Origin of the sequence: Microbacterium sp. zg-Y818, from assembly GCF_030246905.1 — a bacterium.
In the GTDB taxonomy this organism is placed as follows: Bacteria; Actinomycetota; Actinomycetes; order Actinomycetales; family Microbacteriaceae; genus Microbacterium.
This window is the reverse complement of the sequence record NZ_CP126741.1, coordinates 466,402-487,098: the sequence shown is the minus strand read 5'-3', so window position 1 is coordinate 487,098 and position 20,697 is coordinate 466,402. Positions and strand designations below refer to the sequence as shown.

General features: G+C 71.8%; 20 protein-coding genes. 3 read left to right on the top strand and 17 right to left on the bottom strand.

Annotation, left to right across the window (positions count from 1 at the left end; all coding sequences use genetic code 11):
• Positions 1–35: 35 nt before the first annotated feature.
• The 3 genes from QNO21_RS02160 to groES all read right to left on the bottom strand — a co-directional run bounded on the left by QNO21_RS02160 (position 36) and on the right by groES (position 2,841).
• Positions 36–1,394, bottom strand: coding sequence for an ABC transporter substrate-binding protein (locus QNO21_RS02160; RefSeq protein WP_257519675.1), 1,359 nt, complete (start codon positions 1,392–1,394; stop codon positions 36–38).
• A 136-nt stretch (positions 1,395–1,530) separates the two neighbouring features.
• Positions 1,531–2,469 carry an EamA family transporter RarD gene (gene rarD / locus QNO21_RS02155; protein ID WP_257519676.1) on the bottom strand — a complete coding sequence of 313 codons (939 nt, stop codon included), beginning with the start codon at positions 2,467–2,469 and terminating at the stop codon, positions 1,531–1,533.
• A gap of 75 nt (positions 2,470–2,544) precedes the next feature.
• Positions 2,545–2,841, bottom strand: coding sequence for a co-chaperone GroES (gene groES, locus QNO21_RS02150; protein WP_191719721.1), 297 nt, complete (start codon positions 2,839–2,841; stop codon positions 2,545–2,547).
• 161 nt (positions 2,842–3,002) lie between these two features.
• Here groES and QNO21_RS02145 point away from each other — a divergent pair, with 161 nt between their 5' ends.
• Positions 3,003–4,193: a class I SAM-dependent methyltransferase gene (locus QNO21_RS02145; RefSeq protein WP_257519677.1), complete on the top strand. Its 1,191-nt coding sequence runs from the start codon at positions 3,003–3,005 to the stop codon at positions 4,191–4,193.
• A gap of 67 nt (positions 4,194–4,260) precedes the next feature.
• Here QNO21_RS02145 and QNO21_RS02140 read toward each other — a convergent pair whose 3' ends face one another.
• From QNO21_RS02140 to QNO21_RS02090, 11 genes are all read right to left on the bottom strand, one after another.
• The gene (locus tag QNO21_RS02140) at positions 4,261–4,767 is read right to left on the bottom strand and encodes a hypothetical protein (RefSeq protein ID WP_257519678.1); all 507 of its coding nucleotides are present in this window, start codon (positions 4,765–4,767) and stop codon (positions 4,261–4,263) included.
• Positions 4,764–5,849 carry a tRNA (adenosine(37)-N6)-threonylcarbamoyltransferase complex transferase subunit TsaD gene (gene tsaD / locus QNO21_RS02135; RefSeq protein ID WP_257519679.1) on the bottom strand — a complete coding sequence of 362 codons (1,086 nt, stop codon included), beginning with the start codon at positions 5,847–5,849 and terminating at the stop codon, positions 4,764–4,766. The genes QNO21_RS02140 and tsaD overlap by 4 nt, the downstream gene beginning before the upstream one ends.
• Entirely contained in the window at positions 5,846–6,373 is a 528-nt protein-coding gene (gene rimI, locus QNO21_RS02130; RefSeq protein ID WP_257519680.1) for a ribosomal protein S18-alanine N-acetyltransferase, read from the bottom strand. The genes tsaD and rimI overlap by 4 nt, the downstream gene beginning before the upstream one ends.
• On the bottom strand, positions 6,370–7,044 hold the full coding sequence (gene tsaB, locus QNO21_RS02125) for a tRNA (adenosine(37)-N6)-threonylcarbamoyltransferase complex dimerization subunit type 1 TsaB (protein ID WP_257519681.1): 675 nt from the start codon (positions 7,042–7,044) through the stop codon (positions 6,370–6,372). Before tsaB ends, rimI begins: the two co-directional genes overlap by 4 nt.
• 88 nt (positions 7,045–7,132) lie before the next feature.
• Complete coding sequence (gene tsaE, locus QNO21_RS02120) at positions 7,133–7,636, bottom strand: tRNA (adenosine(37)-N6)-threonylcarbamoyltransferase complex ATPase subunit type 1 TsaE (protein WP_257519682.1); 504 nt, start codon at positions 7,634–7,636, stop codon at positions 7,133–7,135.
• Entirely contained in the window at positions 7,633–8,757 is a 1,125-nt protein-coding gene (gene alr, locus QNO21_RS02115; protein ID WP_257519683.1) for an alanine racemase, read from the bottom strand. The genes tsaE and alr overlap by 4 nt, the downstream gene beginning before the upstream one ends.
• Positions 8,754–9,131: a holo-ACP synthase gene (locus tag QNO21_RS02110; RefSeq protein WP_257519684.1), complete on the bottom strand. Its 378-nt coding sequence runs from the start codon at positions 9,129–9,131 to the stop codon at positions 8,754–8,756. The genes alr and QNO21_RS02110 overlap by 4 nt, the downstream gene beginning before the upstream one ends.
• Positions 9,132–9,284: 153 nt before the next feature.
• Entirely contained in the window at positions 9,285–9,791 is a 507-nt protein-coding gene (locus QNO21_RS02105; RefSeq protein ID WP_257519685.1) for an SRPBCC domain-containing protein, read from the bottom strand.
• Complete coding sequence (locus tag QNO21_RS02100) at positions 9,788–10,183, bottom strand: ArsR/SmtB family transcription factor (protein ID WP_257519686.1); 396 nt, start codon at positions 10,181–10,183, stop codon at positions 9,788–9,790. The genes QNO21_RS02105 and QNO21_RS02100 overlap by 4 nt, the downstream gene beginning before the upstream one ends.
• A gap of 69 nt (positions 10,184–10,252) precedes the next feature.
• The gene (gene glmS / locus QNO21_RS02095; protein ID WP_257513538.1) at positions 10,253–12,106 is read right to left on the bottom strand and encodes a glutamine--fructose-6-phosphate transaminase (isomerizing); all 1,854 of its coding nucleotides are present in this window, start codon (positions 12,104–12,106) and stop codon (positions 10,253–10,255) included.
• Between the two features lie 113 nt (positions 12,107–12,219).
• Positions 12,220–13,455 carry a lipase family protein gene (locus QNO21_RS02090; protein WP_257519687.1) on the bottom strand — a complete coding sequence of 412 codons (1,236 nt, stop codon included), beginning with the start codon at positions 13,453–13,455 and terminating at the stop codon, positions 12,220–12,222.
• 902 nt (positions 13,456–14,357) lie between these two features.
• Between QNO21_RS02090 and QNO21_RS02085 the strand changes: the two genes are divergently transcribed.
• Complete coding sequence (locus QNO21_RS02085; RefSeq protein WP_257519688.1) at positions 14,358–15,830, top strand: sugar transferase; 1,473 nt, start codon at positions 14,358–14,360, stop codon at positions 15,828–15,830.
• A 609-nt stretch (positions 15,831–16,439) separates the two neighbouring features.
• Here the strand turns inward: QNO21_RS02085 and coaA are convergent.
• The gene (gene coaA / locus QNO21_RS02080; RefSeq protein WP_257513535.1) at positions 16,440–17,411 is read right to left on the bottom strand and encodes a type I pantothenate kinase; all 972 of its coding nucleotides are present in this window, start codon (positions 17,409–17,411) and stop codon (positions 16,440–16,442) included.
• 244 nt (positions 17,412–17,655) lie between these two features.
• On the opposite strand from coaA, the gene QNO21_RS02075 reads away from it, so the two are divergent.
• Complete coding sequence (locus tag QNO21_RS02075; protein WP_257513534.1) at positions 17,656–18,600, top strand: Ppx/GppA phosphatase family protein; 945 nt, start codon at positions 17,656–17,658, stop codon at positions 18,598–18,600.
• Between the two features lie 239 nt (positions 18,601–18,839).
• On the opposite strand, the gene glmM is transcribed toward QNO21_RS02075, so the two are convergent.
• Entirely contained in the window at positions 18,840–20,204 is a 1,365-nt protein-coding gene (gene glmM / locus QNO21_RS02070) for a phosphoglucosamine mutase (protein WP_257519689.1), read from the bottom strand.
• Positions 20,205–20,215: 11 nt separating this feature from the next.
• Positions 20,216–20,692, bottom strand: coding sequence for a 30S ribosomal protein S9 (gene rpsI / locus QNO21_RS02065; RefSeq protein ID WP_257513532.1), 477 nt, complete (start codon positions 20,690–20,692; stop codon positions 20,216–20,218).
• Positions 20,693–20,697: the final 5 nt, after the last annotated feature.

Below are 20,697 nucleotides of genomic sequence, written 5' to 3'. Positions count from 1 at the left end.
GCTCTTCGTGAGCCGGGGCCTTTCGCGTCGCTGTGTCAGCCGAGGTTGAGGAACTCGTAGTTGTTGTCCTCGCCGAACTGGAAGACGCCGATCGTCGCCTCGGTCGGGTCGCCCACCTCGTCGAAGGTGATCGGCCCCGAGACGCCTTCGTAGTCGGCGACCTCCCCGGCGATGATGAGGTCGGCGCACTCGGCGAAGGTCGAGCACGCGGTGCCACCGTCGGCGCCCGAGACGGACTGCAGGTTCGCCGCGACGTCGGGACCGGCCGTGGAGCCGGCCTGCAGCGCGGCGAGGGCCAGCAGCACGACGGCGTCATACGACTCCGGCGCGTAGGTGAAGTCCTTCAGCTCGGGCTGTCCCTCGCCCGTCCAGAAGGCCTGCAGCTCGTCACGGAAGGTGGTGATCGTCTCGGGGTCGACCGCGGGGTAGGTTCCCTTGGCGCCGGCGAGCGTGCCCGTCTCGAACTCCTCACCGAAGTTGGAGAGGTTGCCGTCGACGAAGTAGAGGCCCTCGGCCGGGAAGTCGGCGCCGACCAGCTCGGGGATCATCGTGGTGACCTCCTCGAACGTGATCAGGGCGATCGCGTCGGGGCTGGCAGCGAGCACCTCGTCGATCTGCGCCGAGAAGTTCGCGTCGCCGGTGTTGTAGAGCTGCGCCGCAACGACCTCGCCGCCGGCGCTTTCGAACGCCTCCTTCGTGAAGCACGCAAGGCCCGTGCCGTACGCGTCGTTCAGGACGATCATGCCGAGGGTCTCGTTGCCGTCGGCGGCGATCAGGTTGCCGAGCACCTCGCCCTGGAGCACGTCCGAGGGGGCGGTGCGCCAGTACAGACCGTTGTCCTCGTAGCCGGTGAACGCCGCAGAGGTGTTGGCCGGCGAGAACTGGATCGCGCCGGCGGCGATGACCTGGTCGACGAACTGCAGCGACGTGCCCGACGATGCGGCGCCGACGATGGCCGTCGCGCCTTCTCCCAGCAGTCGCGGGATCTCCGTCTCATACGCCTTGTTGTCGGTGTCGCCGGAGTCGCCCTGGAGGAGGTCGATCGTGATGCCCTTGCCGGCGGCGTTGATCTGGGATGCCGCGAACTCCGTCGCCGCGATCTCGGGCGGGCCGAGGAAGGCCAGGTTGCCGGTGACGGGCAGTGCCGTGCCGATCTTGTAGGTCAGGTCCGTGCCGGGTCCGGTCGAAGTCGACGCGTACTCCGGGACGTAGTCCGCGGGCGCGGCCTCATCACAGTTGATGGGGAAGTCGAACCCCGCCGCTTCGCCGGTCTCTTCGGGGGTGTCCGCGTCGCCGCCGCCGCCGGTGCAGCCTGACAGGACGAGTGCGCTGGCGCCGACCAGGGCGATGGCGCCCAGGACTTTCGACGCGCGTGAACGTGTGAAGACGCTCATGGTGCTCCTTGCTGAATCGGGTGCTGCGCAAGGCCGGGAGCCGCGCGCGATTGGTGACCAACCTAGTGCGGGCATGACGTCGGCGATGTTGCGATCTGTTAACGGTGTGTTTCGCGACCCAATCGTTACTGGCCGGTCAGAGGACCGAACCCGGCTCCACCGCACCGCTGCGCGTCCGCCGGGCGTAACGGAGCGAGTCGGCGGTGAGGAGGACCAGCGCCACCCACACCAGGGCGAAGCCGGCCCAGCGCTCGGGGGGCATGTCCTCCCCCAGCCACACCCCGATCGCGAACTGCAGGATGGGGGCGACGAACTGCAGCAGGCCCATGACCGTCAGCGGAGCCCGCCGGGCGCCGGCGGCGAAGAACAGCAGCGGGACGGCGGTGACGACCCCCGCCAGCGCCAGCAGCACCGCGTGTCCGACCCCGGCGGTGGCCATCGTGATTCCGGTGGTGGCGCCGACGACCACCAGCTGCACGATCGCGACCGGCAGCAGCCAGAACGACTCCAGGGTCAGGCCGCTCACGGCATCCACCGACGGGCCGATCTGCTTCTTCACCAGCCCGTAGACGCCGAACGAGGCCGCAAGGGTGAGCGCGATCCAGGGGAACGTGCCGTACCCCACGACGATGACCAGCACCGCAGCCGCGGCGACGCCGAGGGCCACCCACTGCGTCACGCGCAGCCGCTCGCGCAGCACCAGCACGCCCAGCAGCACCGTCACGATGGGGTTGATGAAGTAGCCGAGGCTCGACTCCAGCACGTGACCGGTGAGCGTGGCGATGAGGAACACCTGCCAGTTGACGTAGATCAGGGCGCCGGCCGCCGCCGTCCACAGCAGCAGTCGCGGCTGACGGACGATGGCGATGATCTTCGGCCACGACCGCGTCACCGTCAGCAGCAGCAGGCAGAAGACGAACGACAGCGTCACCCGCCACGACACGACCTCCCACGGGCCGGTGGGGGCCAGCACGAGGAAGTACAGGGGCATGAAGCCCCAGAGGAAGTACGCGCAGAACGCGTAGACCCCGCCGAGCACGCGTTCGCGGGCGGGGTCGTGGGAGGGGCTCGTCACCGGCTCAGCCTAGAGCCGCTGAACGACGAAGGACCCGGATGCCAGGCATCCGGGTCCTTCGTGAGAAGTCGCGTCTCAGCGGACGACGACCGCCAGCACGTCGCGTGCCGAGAGCACCAGCAGCTCGTCGCCACCGAACTTGACCTCGGTCCCGCCGTACTTGCTGTAGATCACGCGATCGCCGACGGCGACGTCGAGCGGAATGCGGTTGCCGTTGTCGTCGATGCGACCGGGGCCCACGGCGACGACCTCGCCCTCCTGGGGCTTCTCCTTCGCGGTGTCAGGAATGACCAGCCCGCTGGCGGTCGTCTGCTCGGCCTCGACCTGCTTGATGACGATGCGGTCCTCGAGCGGCTTGATGGAAACCGACACGGTCTACCTCTTTCTTAGAACTGAAGACTCGTTAGCACCCACCTGTTGAGAGTGCTAACGCCAGTGTAGAGGCGCGCTGGCACTCACGCAACGCGAGTGCCAGCCCTGTGACCTCCCGCGACCGACCGGGCCTGCTCGAGCCGTCGCCGTAGGCTGAGGGGATGGAGCTCGCCGAACTGACCGCGTTGCTGACCCCGGAAGGGCTGCGGCTGCTGGATGCGACCGGCGGCATCCGCACGACAGACGAAGCCGCGGCGGCCGTCTCACGGCTGCGCGCCGCAGGCCACTCCCCCGAACTCGTCGCGGCGGTCGTCGGGCAGGCACGGCTGCGGGTGAAGGCCGAGGCGAAGTTCGGCGAGTTCGCCGAGCGCATGCTGTTCACCCGCGCGGGGCTCGAGCAGGCAACGCGACTATCGGTCGCCGCCCGGCACGCGGGCCGCTTCCGCGATGCCGGATTCTCCCGCGTCGCCGACCTCGGCTGCGGCATCGGCGGTGACGCGCTGGGGCTGGCCGCGCTGGGCCTCGAGGTAGAGGCCGTCGAGGCCGACGAGGTCACCGCCGCGATCGCCGCGTACAACCTCGCCCCCTTCGGCCGGCAGGTGCGTGTGCACCACGCCCGAGCCGAGCAGTTCGACTCCCCCTCGGTCGATGCCGTCTGGCTCGATCCCGCCCGGCGCACCCCCGGGCACACCGAGACGACGCGCGTGGGCGCCGCCGAGTGGTCGCCACCGTTGGAGTGGGTCTTCCACCTCGGAGAGCGCACGCCGGCCGGCATCAAACTCGGCCCCGCCTTCGACCGTTCGCTGCTGCCGTCCCGCGCAGAAGCGCAGTGGATCAGCGTCGATGGATCGACCATCGAGCTGGTCGTGTGGACGGGGCCCCTCGCCCGCACCGGTGTGCATCGGGCCGCCCTGGTGATCCGTGGCGACTCGGCCCACGAACTGACCGCGGCGGCGGACACCCCGGACGAGCCGGTGCGTCCGCTCGGCACCTACGTGCACGAGCCCGACGGCGCCGTCATCCGCGCCCGCCTCATCGGCGAGGTCGCGCGTCGACTCGAGGCCGGCATGCTGGCACCGGGCATCGCCTATCTCACCGGCGACGCGGCGCTCACGAGCCCGTTCGTGTCGACCTTCAAGGTGCGCGAGCGACTGCCCGCCGATGTGAAGGGTCTCGCCAAGGCCCTTCGCCAGCGGGACATCGGCACGCTCGAGATCAAGAAGCGCGGCGTCGACGTCGACCCCGCCGTGCTGCGCACCAAGCTCAAGCTCTCAGGGAGCGGATCGGCGACGCTGCTGCTCACCCGTGTCGGCAGCAGCAGGCTGGCACTCCTCGCCGACCGCGTGAACTGAGCGCGAGGGCTGCGGGCTCGGCGCCGGGCGACCGGAAGCGCCGATTCAGACTGTCTGGATCGCGGCGTCAGGCGAAGATGTTCGCGGTGTTGGCGGCCCAGACGAGCCATCCGGCGCTGTACAGCACCGAGAGCAGCGCGAGCACGAGCGCCCACAGCGCGATGGAGCGGCTCTCGAGGGGTCGGCGCAGCGCGATGACCGCGGTCACGGCGGCGCCAACGCCGATGGGAAAGCCCCACCCGACGAACCACGAGATCACGAGGCCCACGATCGCGAACCCCAGTGCCCACGCCGCGATCCCCACGACGGGGCGCTGCGGCTCGATCCAGGCATAGACCGCACCGGTGTCGCTCAGCGCCTCGCGCTCGGCCTGGTTCATGCCGTCGGCGACGTCGACCTCGACCGGCGCAGTGGGGAGCCGCTGGAAGCCGCCGCGGTGCTCGCCGGGCAGGCGCGGCGCCTCGTCTGCGGCCACCACGTCGGGAGAGGGCTCCTCGACCCGAGGACGCGGCCGCGGCCGCAGTGGCGGTGCGGCAGGCGGGGGCCCTGCGGCATCCAGTCGCTCGTCGCTCACGCCGGCACCTCCTCGGCGACCTGGATCTCGGTGACGGGAAGCGTCGAGTCGGCGCCGAACGCCAGCGACGAGGGTGGCCGGCCCGCGCTGATCAGCTCGGCGGCGAGCCCGGCGATCATCGCGCCGTTGTCGGTGCAGAGGCTCAGCGGCGGAATGCGCACCGTCACCCCCGCCTCGGCGGCGCGGGCCAGCGCGACCTCCCGCAGCCGCCGGTTGGCGATGACGCCGCCGCCCAGCAGCAGGCGGGGGACGTCGTGACGGGCGCAGGCATCGAGCGCCTTCGTGACGAGCACGTCGACGACGGCTTCGCGGAAGGATGCCGCGACGTCGGCGGTGGGCACGGGCTCCCCCGCCGCCTCGCGCTGCTCGATCCAGCGGGCGACGGCGGTCTTCAGGCCCGAGAACGAGAAGTCGTAGCGGTGGTCTGCCATGTCGGACGCGCGGGACATCCCCCGCGGGAACCGGATCGCGTCCGGATCGCCGTCGGCCGCCGCCCGGTCGATCTCAGGGCCGCCGGGATAGGGGAGCCCGAGGATGCGCGCCACCTTGTCGAACGCCTCGCCGGCGGCGTCGTCGACGGTCTCCCCCAGCATCTCGACGTCGGTCGTGAGATCGCGCACCAGCAGCAGGGACGTGTGCCCGCCGCTGACCAGCAGGGCGACCGTGGGGTACTCCACCGCGTCACCGGTGAGCAGGTCGGCGGCGATGTGGCCGACGAGGTGGTTCACGGCGTAGAGCGGCTTTCCCAGACCCACGGCGAGCGCCTTCGCGGCCCCGATCCCGACCATGAGGGCACCGGCCAGGCCCGGGCCGCTGGTGACGGCGACCGCGTCGAGGTCGGCGAGGGTGACAGGGCGTCCCTCGGCGGCTGAGGCCTCGGCGAGCGCCCGCTCGATGGCCGGCTGCAGCGCCTCGAGGTGGGCGCGCGCGGCGATCTCGGGGACGACGCCGCCGTAGCGGGCGTGCTCGTCCATCGAGCTGGCGATGGTGTTGCTGAGCAGGTGCCGGCCGCGCACGATGCCGATGCCGGTCTCGTCGCAGCTGGTCTCGATGCCGAGCACCAGCGGGTCGTCGCGGTTCACGAGTGGTCCCTTTCGGGGTCGGCAGGGGCGGGGGCGGCGGCTGCGGACGGGTCGGTCGCGGCGCCGGTGGCGGCCCAGGCCCGCAGGTCCAGTCGCATCACAACGGCGTCCACACCGTCGGGCTGGTAGTACGCGGGCCGCCGGCCGAGCTCGGTGAAGCCCTCCGAGACGTACAGCGCCTGGGCCGTGGGGTTGTCCGCCCGCACCTCGAGGAAGACCTCGGCGACGCGACGCGTCACCGCCTCGTCCAGCAGAGCCCGCAGGAGCGCCCTGCCGTATCCGCGCCCCCGGGCGTCCTCGGCGATCGCGATGGTCTGCACGTCGGCATCCTTCGCCCCGTCGGGGGCGCGCAGCCCCGCATAGCCGACGAGGCGGCCTTGCTCTTCGAGCGCGAAGTAGCGACTGTGCGGCGAGGCGAGCTCGCCGCGCATCAGCGTCTCGCTCCAGGCGTCGGTGGGAAACGACGCGCGCTCGAGCGCCATGATCGCGTCGAGGTCGTCGACGTGGGCCGCGCGCAGGGTCATGCGCCGACCTTCTTGCGCGGCGCCGGCACCGACACGTCCGGCGAGCGCAGGTACAGCGGCTCCGATCCCGCGACCTCGCGGCCCGCCGCGATCGCGCGGGCGGCGACGAGGGCGAGCATCTGCGCGGGCACGGCCGCAGCGTCGTGGCGGCGGGCGCCGAGCTCGCCCAGGCGTGCGTCGAGGTCATCGCGCGGCACGAGGGCGGGGCCCGCCGTGCGCACCGGCAGCCCGTCGTCGTCGAGACCGTCGTAGACCGAGTAGGCGAACTCGCGGCGGCGGGCGTCGGTGACGACGGCGAATCGCGGGGTCTCCTCCCCCGCGATCGCGTCGGCCAGCAGCACCTCGAGCGCAACGGCGTCATGGCTGGCGACGGGGATCACCGGCACGCCCCGGGCCAGCGCGAACGCGGTCGCCGCGGCGATGCCGACGCGCAGACCTGTGAACGGCCCGGGCCCCATGCCCGCGGCCACATGCGTGACGGCGATCGGCTGCGCGGCGGTCGTGGCGCCCACGGGGCCCAGCGTCGCCTCGCCGAGCACGCGCTCGAGAAGGTCGCCGATCACCTCGGCGTGCGCGAGCGGGTTGGCGCTGGCGGCGGCCGCGCGCACGACCCCGTCGAGCTCGACGACGGCCAGAGCCGTGCCGAGCGAGGTGTCGATGCCGAGGATCACCGTTCCAGGCTACCCGCGCGTGCGCGCGGCATCCTCCCTTGCGCCGGCATCCCCACGGGCGTCGGGATCCTCGCCTGCGCCGGCACCCTCACGGGCGTCGGGAGACGACGACCCGGCGCGGGGTGTCGGCGTCGAGCTCCTCGGTGGCGCGCGAGACCGTGCCGCAGGCGGTGTCGACTCCGCGCCCGTGCCACTCGCGGTCGAGCTCGGCCTCCCACCAGGTGTCGCGCAGGCCCGGCACCATGTCGCGGCCCCACTCGACGATGACGACCGACCCGTCGAGGTCGATGTCGAGGTCGTCCAGCTCCGCCGCCGAGCCCAGCCGGTAGGCGTCGACGTGCACGAGCGGGGGGCCGTCGACGAGCGACGGGTGGGTGCGCGCAATGACGAAAGTGGGGCTCTGCACGGGGCCGCGGACGCCCAGTCCCGCCGCGATGCCGCGGGTCAGCGTCGTCTTGCCCGCCCCCAGCGCTCCGGTGAGCACGACGAGGTCGCCCGCCCGCAGCGCGCGGCCGAAGTCGCGGCCGAGGGCCTCCATGTCGGCCGGCGACGAGATCTCCCGCTCGCCGAGGAACGCGTCCAACCCGGTCACGCCGTCACCTCGCGGCGCGGCACGCGCGAACCGATGCGCGTGACGATCTCGTAGTTGATGGATCCGGATGCCGTGCCCCACTCGTCGGCGGCGGGCTCGCCGCGGGCGGGGTCGCCGAAGAGCACAACCTCGTCGCCGACGGCCACCGGGGTGTCGCCGACGTCGACGACGAACTGGTCCATCGCGATGCGGCCGGCCACGGTGAACCGGCGGCCGCCGAGGGTCACCGGTCCCCGGGCCGACGCCGCGCGCGGCACCCCGTCGGCGTACCCGAGGGGGACGAGCGCGAGGGTCGTCTCGGCTGCGGTGCGGTGGGAGTATCCGTACGAGACGCCCTGCCCCGCCGGGACGCGCCGCACCGCCACGACGGGCGCGCGCAGCGTCATGGCGGGGCGCAGTCCCAGGTCGGCCGAGGTGCGGTCCTCGAAGGGCGACAGTCCGTACATGCCCAGTCCGATGCGCACGCAGTCCAGGCGCGCCTCGGGCAGGTCGATGGCGGCATCCGTCGCGGCGATGTGACGCACCTCGGGGGTGAGCCCCGCCGATGCCGCCAGCGCCACGCCCTCGAGGAACCGCGCGAGGGCGGCGCGGTCGTCGGCAGCCGAGGTGTTGGAGAGGTGGCTGAAGAGACCGACCACCCGCACCCTCCCGAGCCGCTCCAGGCGGGCCGCCTCCGCGAAGACCGTCGCCCAATCCGCCGGCGCGACGCCGTTGCGGCCGAGCCCGGTCTCGAGCTTCAGGTGCACCGCGACCGGCCGGTCGGCCGTCGCCGCAGCGGCCGCGGCGAGCAGCTGGTCGAACCGCGACACCCCGATCTCGATGCCGTGCGACGCCGGCTGGGCGAACGAGGCACCCGGGGCATGCAACCAGGCCAGGATCGGCGCCCGGATGCCCGCGCGCCGCAGGTGCAGCGCCTCGGTCACGTCGGCCACCCCGAGACGCGTAGCCCCGGCGCCGAGCGCGGCGTGTGCGCTGCGCACGGCGCCGTGGCCGTAGCCGTCGGCCTTCACGACGGCGAGGATCTCCACTCCGGTGAGGCGCTTGAGGCGCTTGACGTTCGCGCCGATCGCGCCGACGTCGATGACCGCCTCGCGAAGCGTGCCGGCCGGCATCCCGTTCATCGCGCATCTCCTCTGTCCGGGTCTGCGGACTCGGCCACGACGTAGGCGGTCGCCAGTCCCGCGTCGTGCGACAGCGACAGGTGCAGCGTCGTGATGCCGCGGTCGGCGACGACCGCGGCTGTCGATCCGGTGAGGGTGAACCACGGCCGTCCCGAGGGCTCCGGGGTGATCTCGATCTCGGTCCAGTGCACGCCGTCGGACCCGCCCAGCGCCTTGATCAGTGCCTCTTTGGCGGCGTAGCGGGCAGCGAGAGACCGCGGCGGCAGGAGCCGCTCCGCGGGTGAGAAGAGCCGCTCAGCCAGTCGCGGCGTGCGTTCGAGCGACCGCTCGAACCGCGGGATGTCCACGAGGTCGACGCCGATTCCGACGATCACAGCCACCTCCCTCGCACCCCGGTCCCCGTCGGGGCGCGGCATCCGACAGGATACCCCGCGCCCGCCCGCCGGAATTCAAGCCGCGGGTTGCGTCCCGGCCGGCCCGGTGGCCGAATGCGCCCGGGAGCAGGAATTCCGGCGGGGTGGCGGCCGCTAGATCGCCGCCGCGAACCGCGCGCTGTAGCCGGGGCTCAGCTCGGCGTACCGCGCGTCCCACGCCCCCGGGCCGCCGAGGTCCGCGTCGGGGTCGGCGGCCACCGCGGCGAGCCGCTCGAGGTAGGTCTGCCACCCGGCTCCATAGCTGATCGACTGGATGCCGGTGTGCGCGAGCACGAGCCGGGTCCCCGTCGCCGCGGGCTCGAGGCGCACCACGAGCTCGGTCGGTTCCTCGCCCTCGGCGTGCCACACCGTCGTGAAACCGTAGGGCGCATCGCACGCGGTGATCTCGCCGCGCCCCCACGTGCTTTCGCCGTCGCCGTCGGCGACCTCCCACGTGCCGCCGAGGCGCAGGTCGCCGCTGTAGTCCCCCATCCACCGCGCGAGGCGGTCGCGCTGGGTGACCGCGGACCACAGGTCGTCGATGTCAGTGGGGTATACCGCGTCGTACACGACGCGATAGCCGTCGCCGTGGCGCTGGATCAGCGGGGAATCGATGGTCATGAGGCATCCTTCCGGTGGTGGTGCGCAGGCCGCGGCGGTGCCGCCTGCGTCGTGCTGGCCCTCGCGGCGGCGCGCGTGCGCTTGCCGCGGGCGATCTCGGTGCCGAGGGCGTCGAATCGCTGGGTCCAGGGGGCGCGCAGGCGCGCGAGTGCCGCTTCGGCCGCGGCGGGGCCGGCCGGATCGAGGGCGTAGATGCGGCGCGGCCCCTCGGCGCGCACCGTCGCGAAGCCGTGCTCGCGCAGCACGCGCAGGTGCTGCGAGACCGCCGGCTGGGAGATGCCGAACTCGCTGCGGACGAGGTCGACGATCGCGCCGGCGGGCTGCTCGCCCTCGGCGAGCACCTCGATCATGCGCCGCCGTGCGGCGTCGGCCAGTACCTCGAACGGGTGCATGCGCCCACCGTATAAGTTTCCACTTATACGGTCAAGAGCTCGCGAGTGAGTATTCGGCGACGCGAATACTCACTCGACGGTGACGGACTTCGCGAGGTTGCGGGGCTGGTCGACGTCGAGGCCCTTGGCCGTTGCCAGGCCCATCGCGAAGATGTGCAGCGGCACGACGGCCAGGAGTGGCTCGAACAGGGGACCTGCCAGCGGGATGCGCAGCACCTCGTCGGCGAACGGGAGCACGGCGGCATCCCCCTCTTCGGCCACCGCGATCACGCGGGCGCCGCGGGCGCGGATCTCCTGGATGTTGGAGACCACCTTCTTGTGCAGCTCGGCGGACTCGCGCGGCGACGGGACGATCACGAACACCGGCTGGCCGGGTTCGATGAGCGCGATGGGGCCGTGCTTGAGCTCGCCCGCGGCGAAGCCCTCGGCGTGGATGTAGGAGATCTCCTTGAGCTTGAGCGCACCCTCCATCGCGATCGGGTAGCCGACGTGACGACCGAGGAACAGCACCGAGCGGGTGTCGGCCATCCAGTGCGCGAACTGCTCGATGTGGGCCTGCTCCTCCGCGAGGATCTGCGAGATCTTGCCGGGGATGGCCTCGAGCTCGCGCGCGTGCTCGGCGATCTCGACGGGCGAGAGCGTCTCGCGCAGCCGACCCACGTGCAGAGCGAGCAGGTACAGCGCCGTGATCTGGGCGACGAAGGCCTTCGTCGAGGCGACGGCGACCTCAGGGCCGGCGTGGGTGTACACGACGGCATCCGATTCCCGCGGGATCGTCGCGCCCTGCGTGTTGCAGATCGACAGCGTCTTCGCACCCTTCGAGGACGCGTACTTGACGGCCATCAGCGTGTCCATCGTCTCGCCGGACTGGCTGATCGACACCACGAGCGTGTCGGGGCCGATCACCGGATCGCGGTAGCGGAACTCGTGGGCGAGCTCGACGTCGACGGGGATGCGCGTCCACTGCTCCAGCGCGTACTTGCCGGTCATGCCGGCGTAGGCCGCGGTGCCACAGGCGATGACCACGATGCGGCGGATGCCGATGAAGAGCTCATCGAGCCCGTCGAGCTCGGGGATCTGGACGAGCCCTTCGTGGATGCGTCCGCGGACGGTGTTGGCGACGGCCTCGGGCTCTTCCGAGACCTCCTTGGCCATGAACGACGACCAGCCGCCCTTCTCCGCCGCCGAGGCATCCCACACCACTTCGAACGGCTCGACGTCGACGTCGTTGCCGTCGAAGTCGGTGACGGTGACGGCGTCGGGGGTGATCGTGACGATCTGATCCTGGCCGATGGCCAGGGCGTTGCGGGTGTGCTCGACGAAGGCCGCGACGTCGGAGCCGAGGAAGTTCTCACCCTCGCCCAGGCCGATGACCAGCGGCGAGTTGCGGCGGGCACCGACGACGACCCCGGGGCTGTCCTGGTGCATCGCCAGCAGCGTGAAGGCCCCCTCCAGGCGCGAGACCACCGAGCGGAAGGCGGCGACGAGGTCGCCACCCTGCTCGCGGTAGGCGCGACCGAGCAGCACCGCGGCGACCTCGGTGTCGGTCTCGCTGCGGAAGGTGTACCCCTCCGACAGCAGCTCAGCCTTCAGCTCGGCGAAGTTCTCGATGATGCCGTTGTGGATGACGGCGAGCTTGTCGTCGTCGGCGAGGTGCGGGTGCGCGTTGGCGTCGGTCGGCCCACCGTGGGTGGCCCAGCGGGTGTGGCCGATGCCGGTGGTGCCGTCAGGCATGGGGTGGGCGGCGACATCGTCGCGCAGCACGGCGAGCTTGCCGGCGTGCTTGCGCATGTCGAGGTGTCCGTCGGCGTCGATGACGGCGATGCCCGCCGAGTCGTAGCCACGGTATTCGAGGCGGGCCAGGCCCGAGAGGAGAATCTCCTGGCTCGGCCGCGGGCCGACGTATCCGATGATTCCGCACATGCCGCCATCTTAGATCGGGGCGGCGGGCGACCCGTGCAACGCGGCATCCGGGCCCAGGCGCCGGACGGGGAGGGCCGTCGAAGGCGGCGAGGGATGCCGCGAGCGCGGCACGACTACGGCAGGCGCGGGTTCGCCGGTGACGGCGCGAGCCCCGCGATGACGGCGCGCACGTTCTCCACGACGTCGGGGTTGCGCAGCAGCTCGTCGTGGGCGCATCCGGCCCCGCCGAACGACAGCGTGGCGTTGCCGCCCAGCAGGTCGCCGACGCCGGTCACGCCCGGCGCGACGCGGTCCTCGCACCGCACGACGAAGGCGGTGTCCGCCTCGGCTGTGGCCGACTCCCGCGAGACGAGGCCGTCGCCCACCGAGACGACGAGTCCGCCGGCGCGCAGCCTGCCGTCGCCGGCGATCGCGTGCACGTCCAGCTCTGCGGGCCAGTCGGGCATGTTCGCCAGCTCCGCGGAGCCGGCATGCAGCGCACGGCCTGCTTCGCCGGTGTTGGCGATCGACGTGCGCAGCCAGGTCGGCAGTCCGCAGCCGTTCATGGCATCCGCTTCGAGATCCCGGTTGCACAGGTCCACCAGCGCCGGGACGATCAGGGCGCGACCCGCAGACCCCGCCCCGATCACGGTGCCGGTGGCCACCGACACGATGTCCAGCAGCGTGGCGGCATCCGAACCCTGGGTGGGCGTCCCCACCGTGATGACCTGCCCGATCATGGGGATGAGGTCGGGGTGCGCGGCCACGGCGTGGCGCAGAGCCAGCCCGCCCATCGAGTGGGCGACCACGTCGACGGGCGCACCGGTCTCGAGCGCCAGCTGCCGGATCGAGGCGGCGAGTCCGTCGACCACGGCGCTGCCGCCGATCCAGGCGGCGGCGGTCTGCGAGTAGTCGAATGCGTACAAAGTCGTGCCGGGGAGTGACTCCAGGCTCTGCTGCAGCGAATGGGTGACCTCGTCGACGGCGGTCGCCTGCACGGCCGCGGCGGGGTGCGCGAAAGGCGACTGGGCGATTCCCGGTTGGTCGTCGGCGGCGCCGGGCAGTGACGTGCTGAGCCAGCCGTGGACGAAGAGCACCGCCTGCGCGGGCTCGGCTGCAGATTCGGACACCCGATCCCTCGCCGACAGCGGCACGAGGGCGCCACCCAGCCGCTCGCCGACGACCGGCGCGACGACGACCTCCGCCGGCACCGGTGTGGCCGCGTACGACGGCAAAGGCGCCCCGGAGCTGGAGTACACCAGCACCGCCACCAGGCCGATGACGATCCGCGCCGACCGCGAGCGCCCGGCGCGCCGCACCCACCCGCCCAGCCGCCGCCGCGCAGAATCGCGGGCGTCCGCATGCGCCATGGCAGCGCTCCCCGCGGTCGATTTCGGGCGGGCGTCCGCAATCGACGCCGCGTGAACCGGAATGTCGCTGCGTGGCATCAGTGGAATCTCGAGCGCGAAATGGTAACCCCCATAACACGATTATGGGGGTCGAGAGTGGCGTGTCGGTGAATCAATAGCCGGAAATACCAAGCGGGACCCTCTCGAGTCAGCCATTTGGGGACTGAATTACTCGAGAGGGTCCCTTTGCCCGCGCACTCCCGGACGATCCGTTGGGGACGGAGCATGCCCAGAACGCCGCTTGGGGGGGCAGCTGAGTGTACGCGCAGGCACGATCATGCTAGCTGATGCTCCCGCGCCGAGGGCGCGAAGCGGGGTCGGCGATGCGCGGGAGTATCGCTTGGGCGGGTGCCGCGCAAGGGGGACTTCTCTCCTGCCGGGCGCCGCGAAGACCTGTGTAATATGGCCGCCGATGGGCGAGGGCCTGAGGCATTTGGGGAGTCCCGGGCCCGATGACTCCGTCACACCATGGGGGCATCTGGGGACACTGTGCACCGTGGGGGGCGTTGTGCCGTGCACCGGTCGGTGCGCGGCACAACGTGTTTATACCGGGTCCCCGTAAACCGTCCAGCGTTCCCTTCCCCTGGTTGGGTGCGCTGTGCCATACTCAACCCACGCCGACCACCGAAAGGGGGTGAGCGCACGCCGAGGGGTCGGCGGGAGACACGGCTCGATGTGGGAATCAAGCCGTGGAATCAGGCGATCTGGGGACACGTGCGCAGCGCGCACACTGGGGACGCGGGCACGCCCGCATTTGGGGACACTGGGGAAACTGTCATGGGGACATGGTTCTGTACGAGCGCGCTCGCTCGAAGGTGGTGCGCGACACTGCCCGACATCGAAGCGCATCGCGAGACCGAGCGATGAGCACCGTCCTCGGGGCGCGCGCGGACCTGCCGCTCGTCAACGCGCCGTGTACACCCGAGCCGCTCGAGCGTCGTCTGGCCTCACTGCGCAGGCACCGCACGTGCGCAGAGGCGGCGGACGCCGCTGTCATCGCCGGCGTGGCCATGGCCGCTGCGTTCGCACCGGCGCTGTCGCCGGCGCCCGGCGAGGGTGCGCCTGCGTCCGTGATCGGGTGCGCGGTCGTCGCCGCGGTGTGGATCGCGGCGTTGGTGCCGCTGCAGCGCGCGTCCCGCCGTCGCAGCCTCGGCCAGCATTTGGGTCTGCTGCCGGTGCTGCGCTCCGCGGCGATCGCGCTGACCGCCCTGGCGGTGCTGGCCGGCCTCACGGGCGGGCCCGCGCTTTCTCCCCACGTCCTGTTCACCATTCCCGTCGGTGTCGGCGCGCTCACCGTGCTGCGCCTGGCGTCTCTCGCGCACGGGCTGCGCGCACCCGGCGAATCACGGGCGCACCGCACGCTGGTGGTGGGCGACCGGGCGGGGATCGAGCATGTCGTCCGCTCCCTTCGCAGCGGCGGCAACCACCACATCGTGGGGGTGGCGATCTCCGACCCGGGCACGGCGGAGCTGTCCGTCGACGGCCAGGTCTATACCGTCCACGGCTCACCGGCGGATGCCGCGCGCATCTGCCGCGATCTCGGCGCCGACACCGTGATCGTCGCGGGCGGCACCGATGATCCCGACTTCGTGCGCCGACTCAGCTGGAGCCTCGAGGGGGCGGCGACGGACCTCGTGCTGGCAACGCGCCTGACCGACGTCGCCGTCTCCCGCATCTCTTTCGAACGTGCCGAGGGCCTCGCGTTGACCCATGTCAGCCTGCCCCGGTTCGACCACTCGAGCATGCGCGCGAAGCGCGCACTCGACGTGGTCGTCGCGCTCGTCGCGCTCATCCCCGTGGCGATGGTGACACCGCTCATCGCCGCGCTGATCGCTTTGGACACTCCGGGGGGCGTGTTCTTCCGTCAGCGGCGGATCGGGCGCGACGGGCGCGAATTCGACATCATCAAGTTCCGGACCATGAGCGCGACGGCCGAATCCGAGCTCGACGCCCTGAGCGCGGCCAACGAGGGCGCCGGACCGCTGTTCAAGCTGCGGCAGGACCCCCGCGTCACACGGGTGGGCGCGGTGCTGCGCAGGTTCTCGCTCGACGAGCTGCCCCAGTTCTGGAACGTGCTGATGGGGGAGATGAGTGTCGTCGGACCCCGCCCCCCGCTGCCTCGTGAGGTGCGCGACTACGACGGCACCGTGTTCCGTCGGCTGTACGTGCCGCCGGGTATCACGGGACTCTGGCAGGTCAGCGGACGCAGCGACCTCTCCTGGGAGCAGAGCGTGCGCTTGGATCTGCATTACGTCGAGAACTGGTCCCTCGCGACCGACCTGCGCATCATGGGCCGCACCGCGGCAGTGCTCGTACGACCCCGAGGGGCGTACTGACGTGACCTGGGCGCCCCGTCCTCCGCTCTTTCCGGGCACGTGCCCGGGCGTTGCCGCCTGGCAACGCCCCCGAATGTGGCGGCTCATGCTCGAGCCAAGACGACCGCTGTGTCGCGCGCCGGGGCCATCTGGCATCCGGTGCGCCACGGTGGTCGCACTCCTCCCCCAGAGGGCGTGAGTCGCCACTCCCAGGCGTGTCCGCTCGGCGCACCGTCGCCGGGCGGGCACGCCGCCTGCTGTCAGTGAGAGCGCGCTGACAGCAGGCGATCGACCACCTCGCCCACACGTCGTACAGCGCCTCGGTGCGGCCACGACGCAGGTCTTGGGCCCATCCGGGGTCATTCACCCACACGACGCCATCGTCGGCGCCGTGTCGTTGCGCCGCACCGTGCACCGCCCGACGCAGCAGCGCATCGGCCGTAGGCCCCGCCAGTCGCGGCATCCATTTACTCGGCTCGAACAGGCCGAGCCGTCCACCGTAGCCTGAGGCGACCCGCAGCCCCCGCCCTCGGCGCGCCCTCAGGTCGTCGCAAGAGGGATCGTGTCAGGCGCTACACCCGCGACGCGGCGCGCTGAAGGCGCGGCATCCGCCGGTCTTGTTCGCGGCACTCAGAGCTTGCGCAGCAGCACACGCTCCACGCCGTGATGCGGGCCCTTCTGCAGCACGAGGGTCGCCCGGTGGCGCGTGGGCTCGACGTTCTCGCGCAGGTTCGGCAGGTTGATGTCGTTCCAGAAGCCCAGGGCGAGCTCGACGGCCTCATCGTCGCCCACCTGAGCGAACCGGTTGAAGAACGAGTTCGGGTTGCTGAAAGCCGCGCGGCGCAGCGCCAGGAACCGGTCGACGAACCACTGCGTGATGTGCTCGGCGTCGGCGTCGATGTAGATGGAGAAGTCGAACAGTTCGCTGACGGCGACGTCGTGGGGCGACGGCGGGGGCTGCAGCACGTTCAGGCCCTCGACGATCACCACATCGGGCCGGCGCACCGTGACGTGCGCGTCGGGGATGATGTCGTAGCGCATGTGCGAGTAGAAGGGGGCGCGCACCTCGGCCGCGCCGCTCTTGACCTCGGTGAGGAAGGAGACGAGGGCGCGGCGGTCGTACGACTCCGGAAAGCCCTTGCGGTGCATGATGCCGCGGCGCTCGAGCTCGGCGTTGGGGTAGAGGAACCCGTCGGTTGTGACCAGCTCCACCCGCGGGGTTCCGGGCCAGCGCGCCATGAGCTCCCGGAGCAGGCGGGCGATGGTGGACTTTCCGACGGCGACGGAGCCCGCCACCGCCACGACGAACGGCGTCGTCGTGTCGCTGTCCCCGAGGAACGCGCTCTCTTCTGCGCCGAGCCGCTTGGTGTTCTCGGCGTACAGCGACAGCAGGCGGCTGAGGGGCAGGTACACCTCGCGCACCTCGTCGAGGTCGAGCCGGTCGCCGATGCCGCGCAGCTGCACGACCTCGGTCTCGGTGAGCGGGTTCGCCATGCCGCGTGCCAACCGCGCCCAATCGGCGCGGTCGATCTCCCGGTAGAGCTCGCGGGCGAGGGGCTCGGGGTCGGTTGCGGCCGCGCCGGCGGCAGGGGTCTCGGCCATCGCGCCCCATCGTATCGGTGCGCCGCCCCGGGGTCGGTGCAGGCCGCGCGCGGGCACAACGTCGCCATGTCGCGCCGGAATGCGGTTCTGGGCGCCCCGGGGCCTGCCGGCGGCGCGGATCGCCGACGTTGCGCACACCCGCCCGCGGGAACAGCCCGGCGTGGCCGGCGCGGGCGTGCCCGGCGCGGGCGTGTGCCGCCGCGGGCGTCTGCCGCCGTGGCATCCGCCCCGCTACGCTGACCCCGTGCGCCTGGGAGTCCTCGACATCGGTTCGAACACCGTCCACCTGCTGATCGCCGACGTGATCCCCGGCGGCAGGCCTCACGCGACGACCAGCCAGCGCACGGTGCTGCGGCTGATGCGCTATCTCGAGCCCGACGGCTCGATCAGCGACGAGGGCGTGGCCGCTCTGGTGGCGGCCGTGACCGAGGCCCGCGAGACGGTGGCGCGCGAGAACGTCGCGGAGCTGCTCGCGACGGCGACGAGCGCGGTGCGCGAGGCGAAGAACGGCAAGGCGGTCATCGCGCGTCTCGAAGAGGCGCTCGGGCAGGAGCTGCAGGTGCTCGGCGGCGAGACCGAAGCGCGGTTCACGTTCCTCGCGGTGCGGCGGTGGTTCGGCTGGTCGGCCGGCCAGATCCTGTTGTTCGACATCGGCGGCGGGTCACTCGAGCTGGCGGCGGGGGCAGACGAGCTTCCGGATGCCGCGGCATCCGTTCCGCTCGGGGCCGGGCGCATGACGGTGAAGTACCTGCCGAACGACCCGCCCGGCGACGACGAGGTCGAGCGGCTGCGCAAGCATGCGCGCAAGACGCTGGCGCCGGTCGCGGAGATGTTCTCGGGAATGCCGCGCCCCGATCACGTGGTCGGGTCGTCGAAGGCCATCCGGTCGCTGGCGAAGCTCGCGGGGTACCCGGTGCCGGGGTGGTCGGGGATCGAGCGCATGGTGCTGCCGCGCGCGGCGCTGAAGGCGTGGATCCCGCGCATGGCGCGGATGCCGGCCGAGGCGCGCGAGGCGCTGCCCGGGATCACGGCGGACCGGTCGTTCCAGATCGTCGCGGCGGCGGTGGTGATGCACCAGGCGATGAAGGCGCTCGACGTCGAGGAGCTCGAGGTGAGCCCTTGGGCCCTGCGCGAAGGCGTGCTGCTGCGCTACATCGAGTCGCTGTCCTGGAGCGCCCCCGGCTCCTGACGCTCGCGAGTACTCACTCGGCAACCGGGGAGGGCGGAGAGGACCGCCCCCCAGTGGCGCGGCCCTCTCGCGGTCCCGGCCGCTCGTGCACGAGCGCGGACCAAGACGGCGGCGAAGAAGTGGCGACGTCGCGTGGGGGGATGCAACGTCAGCGCGGCTCCGCTGCCGTGCTCCCCCTGTTCTATCGCATCCGCGATGTCGCGCTCAAGCCGACGCGCGCCATATGACGCCGCCGCGCGTCAGACGGGAAGCGCGAGCCGGTCACGCACGACATCGGCGAGGCCTTCGGCCACGGATGCGGCGCTGTCGGCCGTCTCGGCCTCCACCATCACCCGCACCAGCTGCTCGGTGCCCGAAGGCCGCAGCAGCACGCGGCCCGAGAGCCCCAGCGATGCCGCCGCCTTCGCGACTGCCGTCTGCACACCCTCGTCGTCGTTCACCCGTGTGCGGTCGACGCCGGTGACGTTGATGAGCACCTGCGGGTACACCGTCATCACCGATGCCAGCTCGGCCAGGGTGCGCCCGGTGCGTGCCACCTCGGCGGCCAGGTGCAACCCCGTCAGCAGGCCGTCGCCGGTCGTGGCGAACTCGCTCATGATGACGTGGCCGGACTGCTCGCCGCCGAGCGAGAACCCGCCCGCCGCCATGCGCTCCAGCACGTACCGGTCACCGACGCCGGTCTGCTCGACGCGGATGCCGTGGTCGGTCATCGCCCGGTGCAGGCCGAGGTTGCTCATCACGGTCGCGACGAGCGTGTCGTCCTTCAGGCGCCCGCGGCGCTGCATCGACAGCGCGAGGATCGCCATGATCTGGTCACCGTCGACGATGTTGCCTGCGGCGTCGACGGCGAGGCAGCGATCGGCGTCGCCGTCGTGCGCGATGCCGAGGTCGGCCCCCACGCGCACCACTTCACCGGCGAGCACGTCCAGGTGCGTCGAGCCGACACCTTCGTTGATGTTGATGCCGTCGGGGTCCGCACCGATCACGGTGACGCGCGCACCGGCATCGCGGAAGGTCTCAGGCGACACACCGGATGCCGCGCCGTGGGCGCAGTCCAGCACGACGTGCAGGCCATCGAGGCGATACGGAAGCGAGCCGAGCAGGTGCACGACGTAGCGATCCTCGGCGTCGGCGAAGCGGCTGATGCGCCCGACGGCGCCGCCGGTGGGCTGCAGCTTCGGGCCGCCCATGGCCGCCTCGATGCGCGCCTCCACCTCGTCGGGCAGCTTCGAGCCGCCCCGGGCGAAGATCTTGATGCCGTTGTCGGGCGCGGGGTTGTGCGACGCCGAGACCATGACGCCGAAGTCGGCGTCGCGGTCGGCGACGAGGAATGCCGCCGCCGGGGTCGGCAGCACGCCGGCGTCGAGCACGTCGACACCGGACGAGGCCAGGCCCGCCGAGACGGCGGCCGACAGGAATTCGCCCGAAATCCGGGGATCGCGGGCGACGACGGCGGTGAGCCGCTTGCCCGCCTTGCGCCGAGCTGCCGCGATACGCCCCTGGCCCAGGACGACAGCAGTCGCCTGGGCCAGGGAGAGCGCGAGGTCGGCGGTGAGGGAGCCGTTGGCCAGCCCCCGCACACCATCCGTACCGAACAGCGCCATGTGCGTTCGGATCAGCGCTTCGAGTACTGAGGCGCCTTGCGGGCCTTCTTGAGACCGGCCTTCTTGCGCTCCTTGACGCGAGCGTCGCGCGAGAGGAAGCCGGCCTTCTTCAGGGTCGGACGGTTGTTCTCTTCGTCGATCTGGTTCAGCGACCGAGCGATGCCGAGGCGCAGGGCGCCGGCCTGACCCGAGGGGCCACCGCCGGAGATGCGCGCGATGACGTCGTAGCCACCGGCGAGGTTCAGCACCGTGAACGGGTCGTTGATCAGCTGCTGGTGCAGCTTGTTGGGGAAGTAGTCCTCGAGCGTCCGGCCGTTGACCGTGATGGTGCCCGAGCCGGGGATCAGTCGCACGCGGGCAATGGCCTGCTTGCGACGGCCGACTGCTGCGCCGGGAACCGACAGCACGGGGCGCGGGGCGCTGGCCTGGGCCTCTTCGGCGGGCGTCTCAGTGGAGTAGTTCTGCGGGGTCTCTTCGATGTTCGCCATCAGTT

What these genes read in the sequence shown, in the direction of transcription:
- alr (WP_257519683.1), bottom strand. Translation starts at nt 8,757, where the DNA reads ATGAACGGGATGCCGGCCGGCACGCTTCGCGAGGCGGTCATCGACGTC.
- QNO21_RS02085 (WP_257519688.1), top strand. Translation starts at nt 14,358, where the DNA reads ATGAGCACCGTCCTCGGGGCGCGCGCGGACCTGCCGCTCGTCAACGCG.
- QNO21_RS02145 (WP_257519677.1), top strand. Translation starts at nt 3,003, where the DNA reads ATGGAGCTCGCCGAACTGACCGCGTTGCTGACCCCGGAAGGGCTGCGG.
- QNO21_RS02100 (WP_257519686.1), bottom strand. Translation starts at nt 10,183, where the DNA reads ATGCACCCGTTCGAGGTACTGGCCGACGCCGCACGGCGGCGCATGATC.
- glmS (WP_257513538.1), bottom strand. Translation starts at nt 12,106, where the DNA reads ATGTGCGGAATCATCGGATACGTCGGCCCGCGGCCGAGCCAGGAGATT.
- glmM (WP_257519689.1), bottom strand. Translation starts at nt 20,204, where the DNA reads ATGGCGCTGTTCGGTACGGATGGTGTGCGGGGGCTGGCCAACGGCTCC.
- coaA (WP_257513535.1), bottom strand. Translation starts at nt 17,411, where the DNA reads ATGGCCGAGACCCCTGCCGCCGGCGCGGCCGCAACCGACCCCGAGCCC.
- rimI (WP_257519680.1), bottom strand. Translation starts at nt 6,373, where the DNA reads ATGACCCTGCGCGCGGCCCACGTCGACGACCTCGACGCGATCATGGCG.
- QNO21_RS02090 (WP_257519687.1), bottom strand. Translation starts at nt 13,455, where the DNA reads ATGGCGCATGCGGACGCCCGCGATTCTGCGCGGCGGCGGCTGGGCGGG.
- QNO21_RS02105 (WP_257519685.1), bottom strand. Translation starts at nt 9,791, where the DNA reads ATGACCATCGATTCCCCGCTGATCCAGCGCCACGGCGACGGCTATCGC.
- QNO21_RS02160 (WP_257519675.1), bottom strand. Translation starts at nt 1,394, where the DNA reads ATGAGCGTCTTCACACGTTCACGCGCGTCGAAAGTCCTGGGCGCCATC.
- rpsI (WP_257513532.1), bottom strand. Translation starts at nt 20,692, where the DNA reads ATGGCGAACATCGAAGAGACCCCGCAGAACTACTCCACTGAGACGCCC.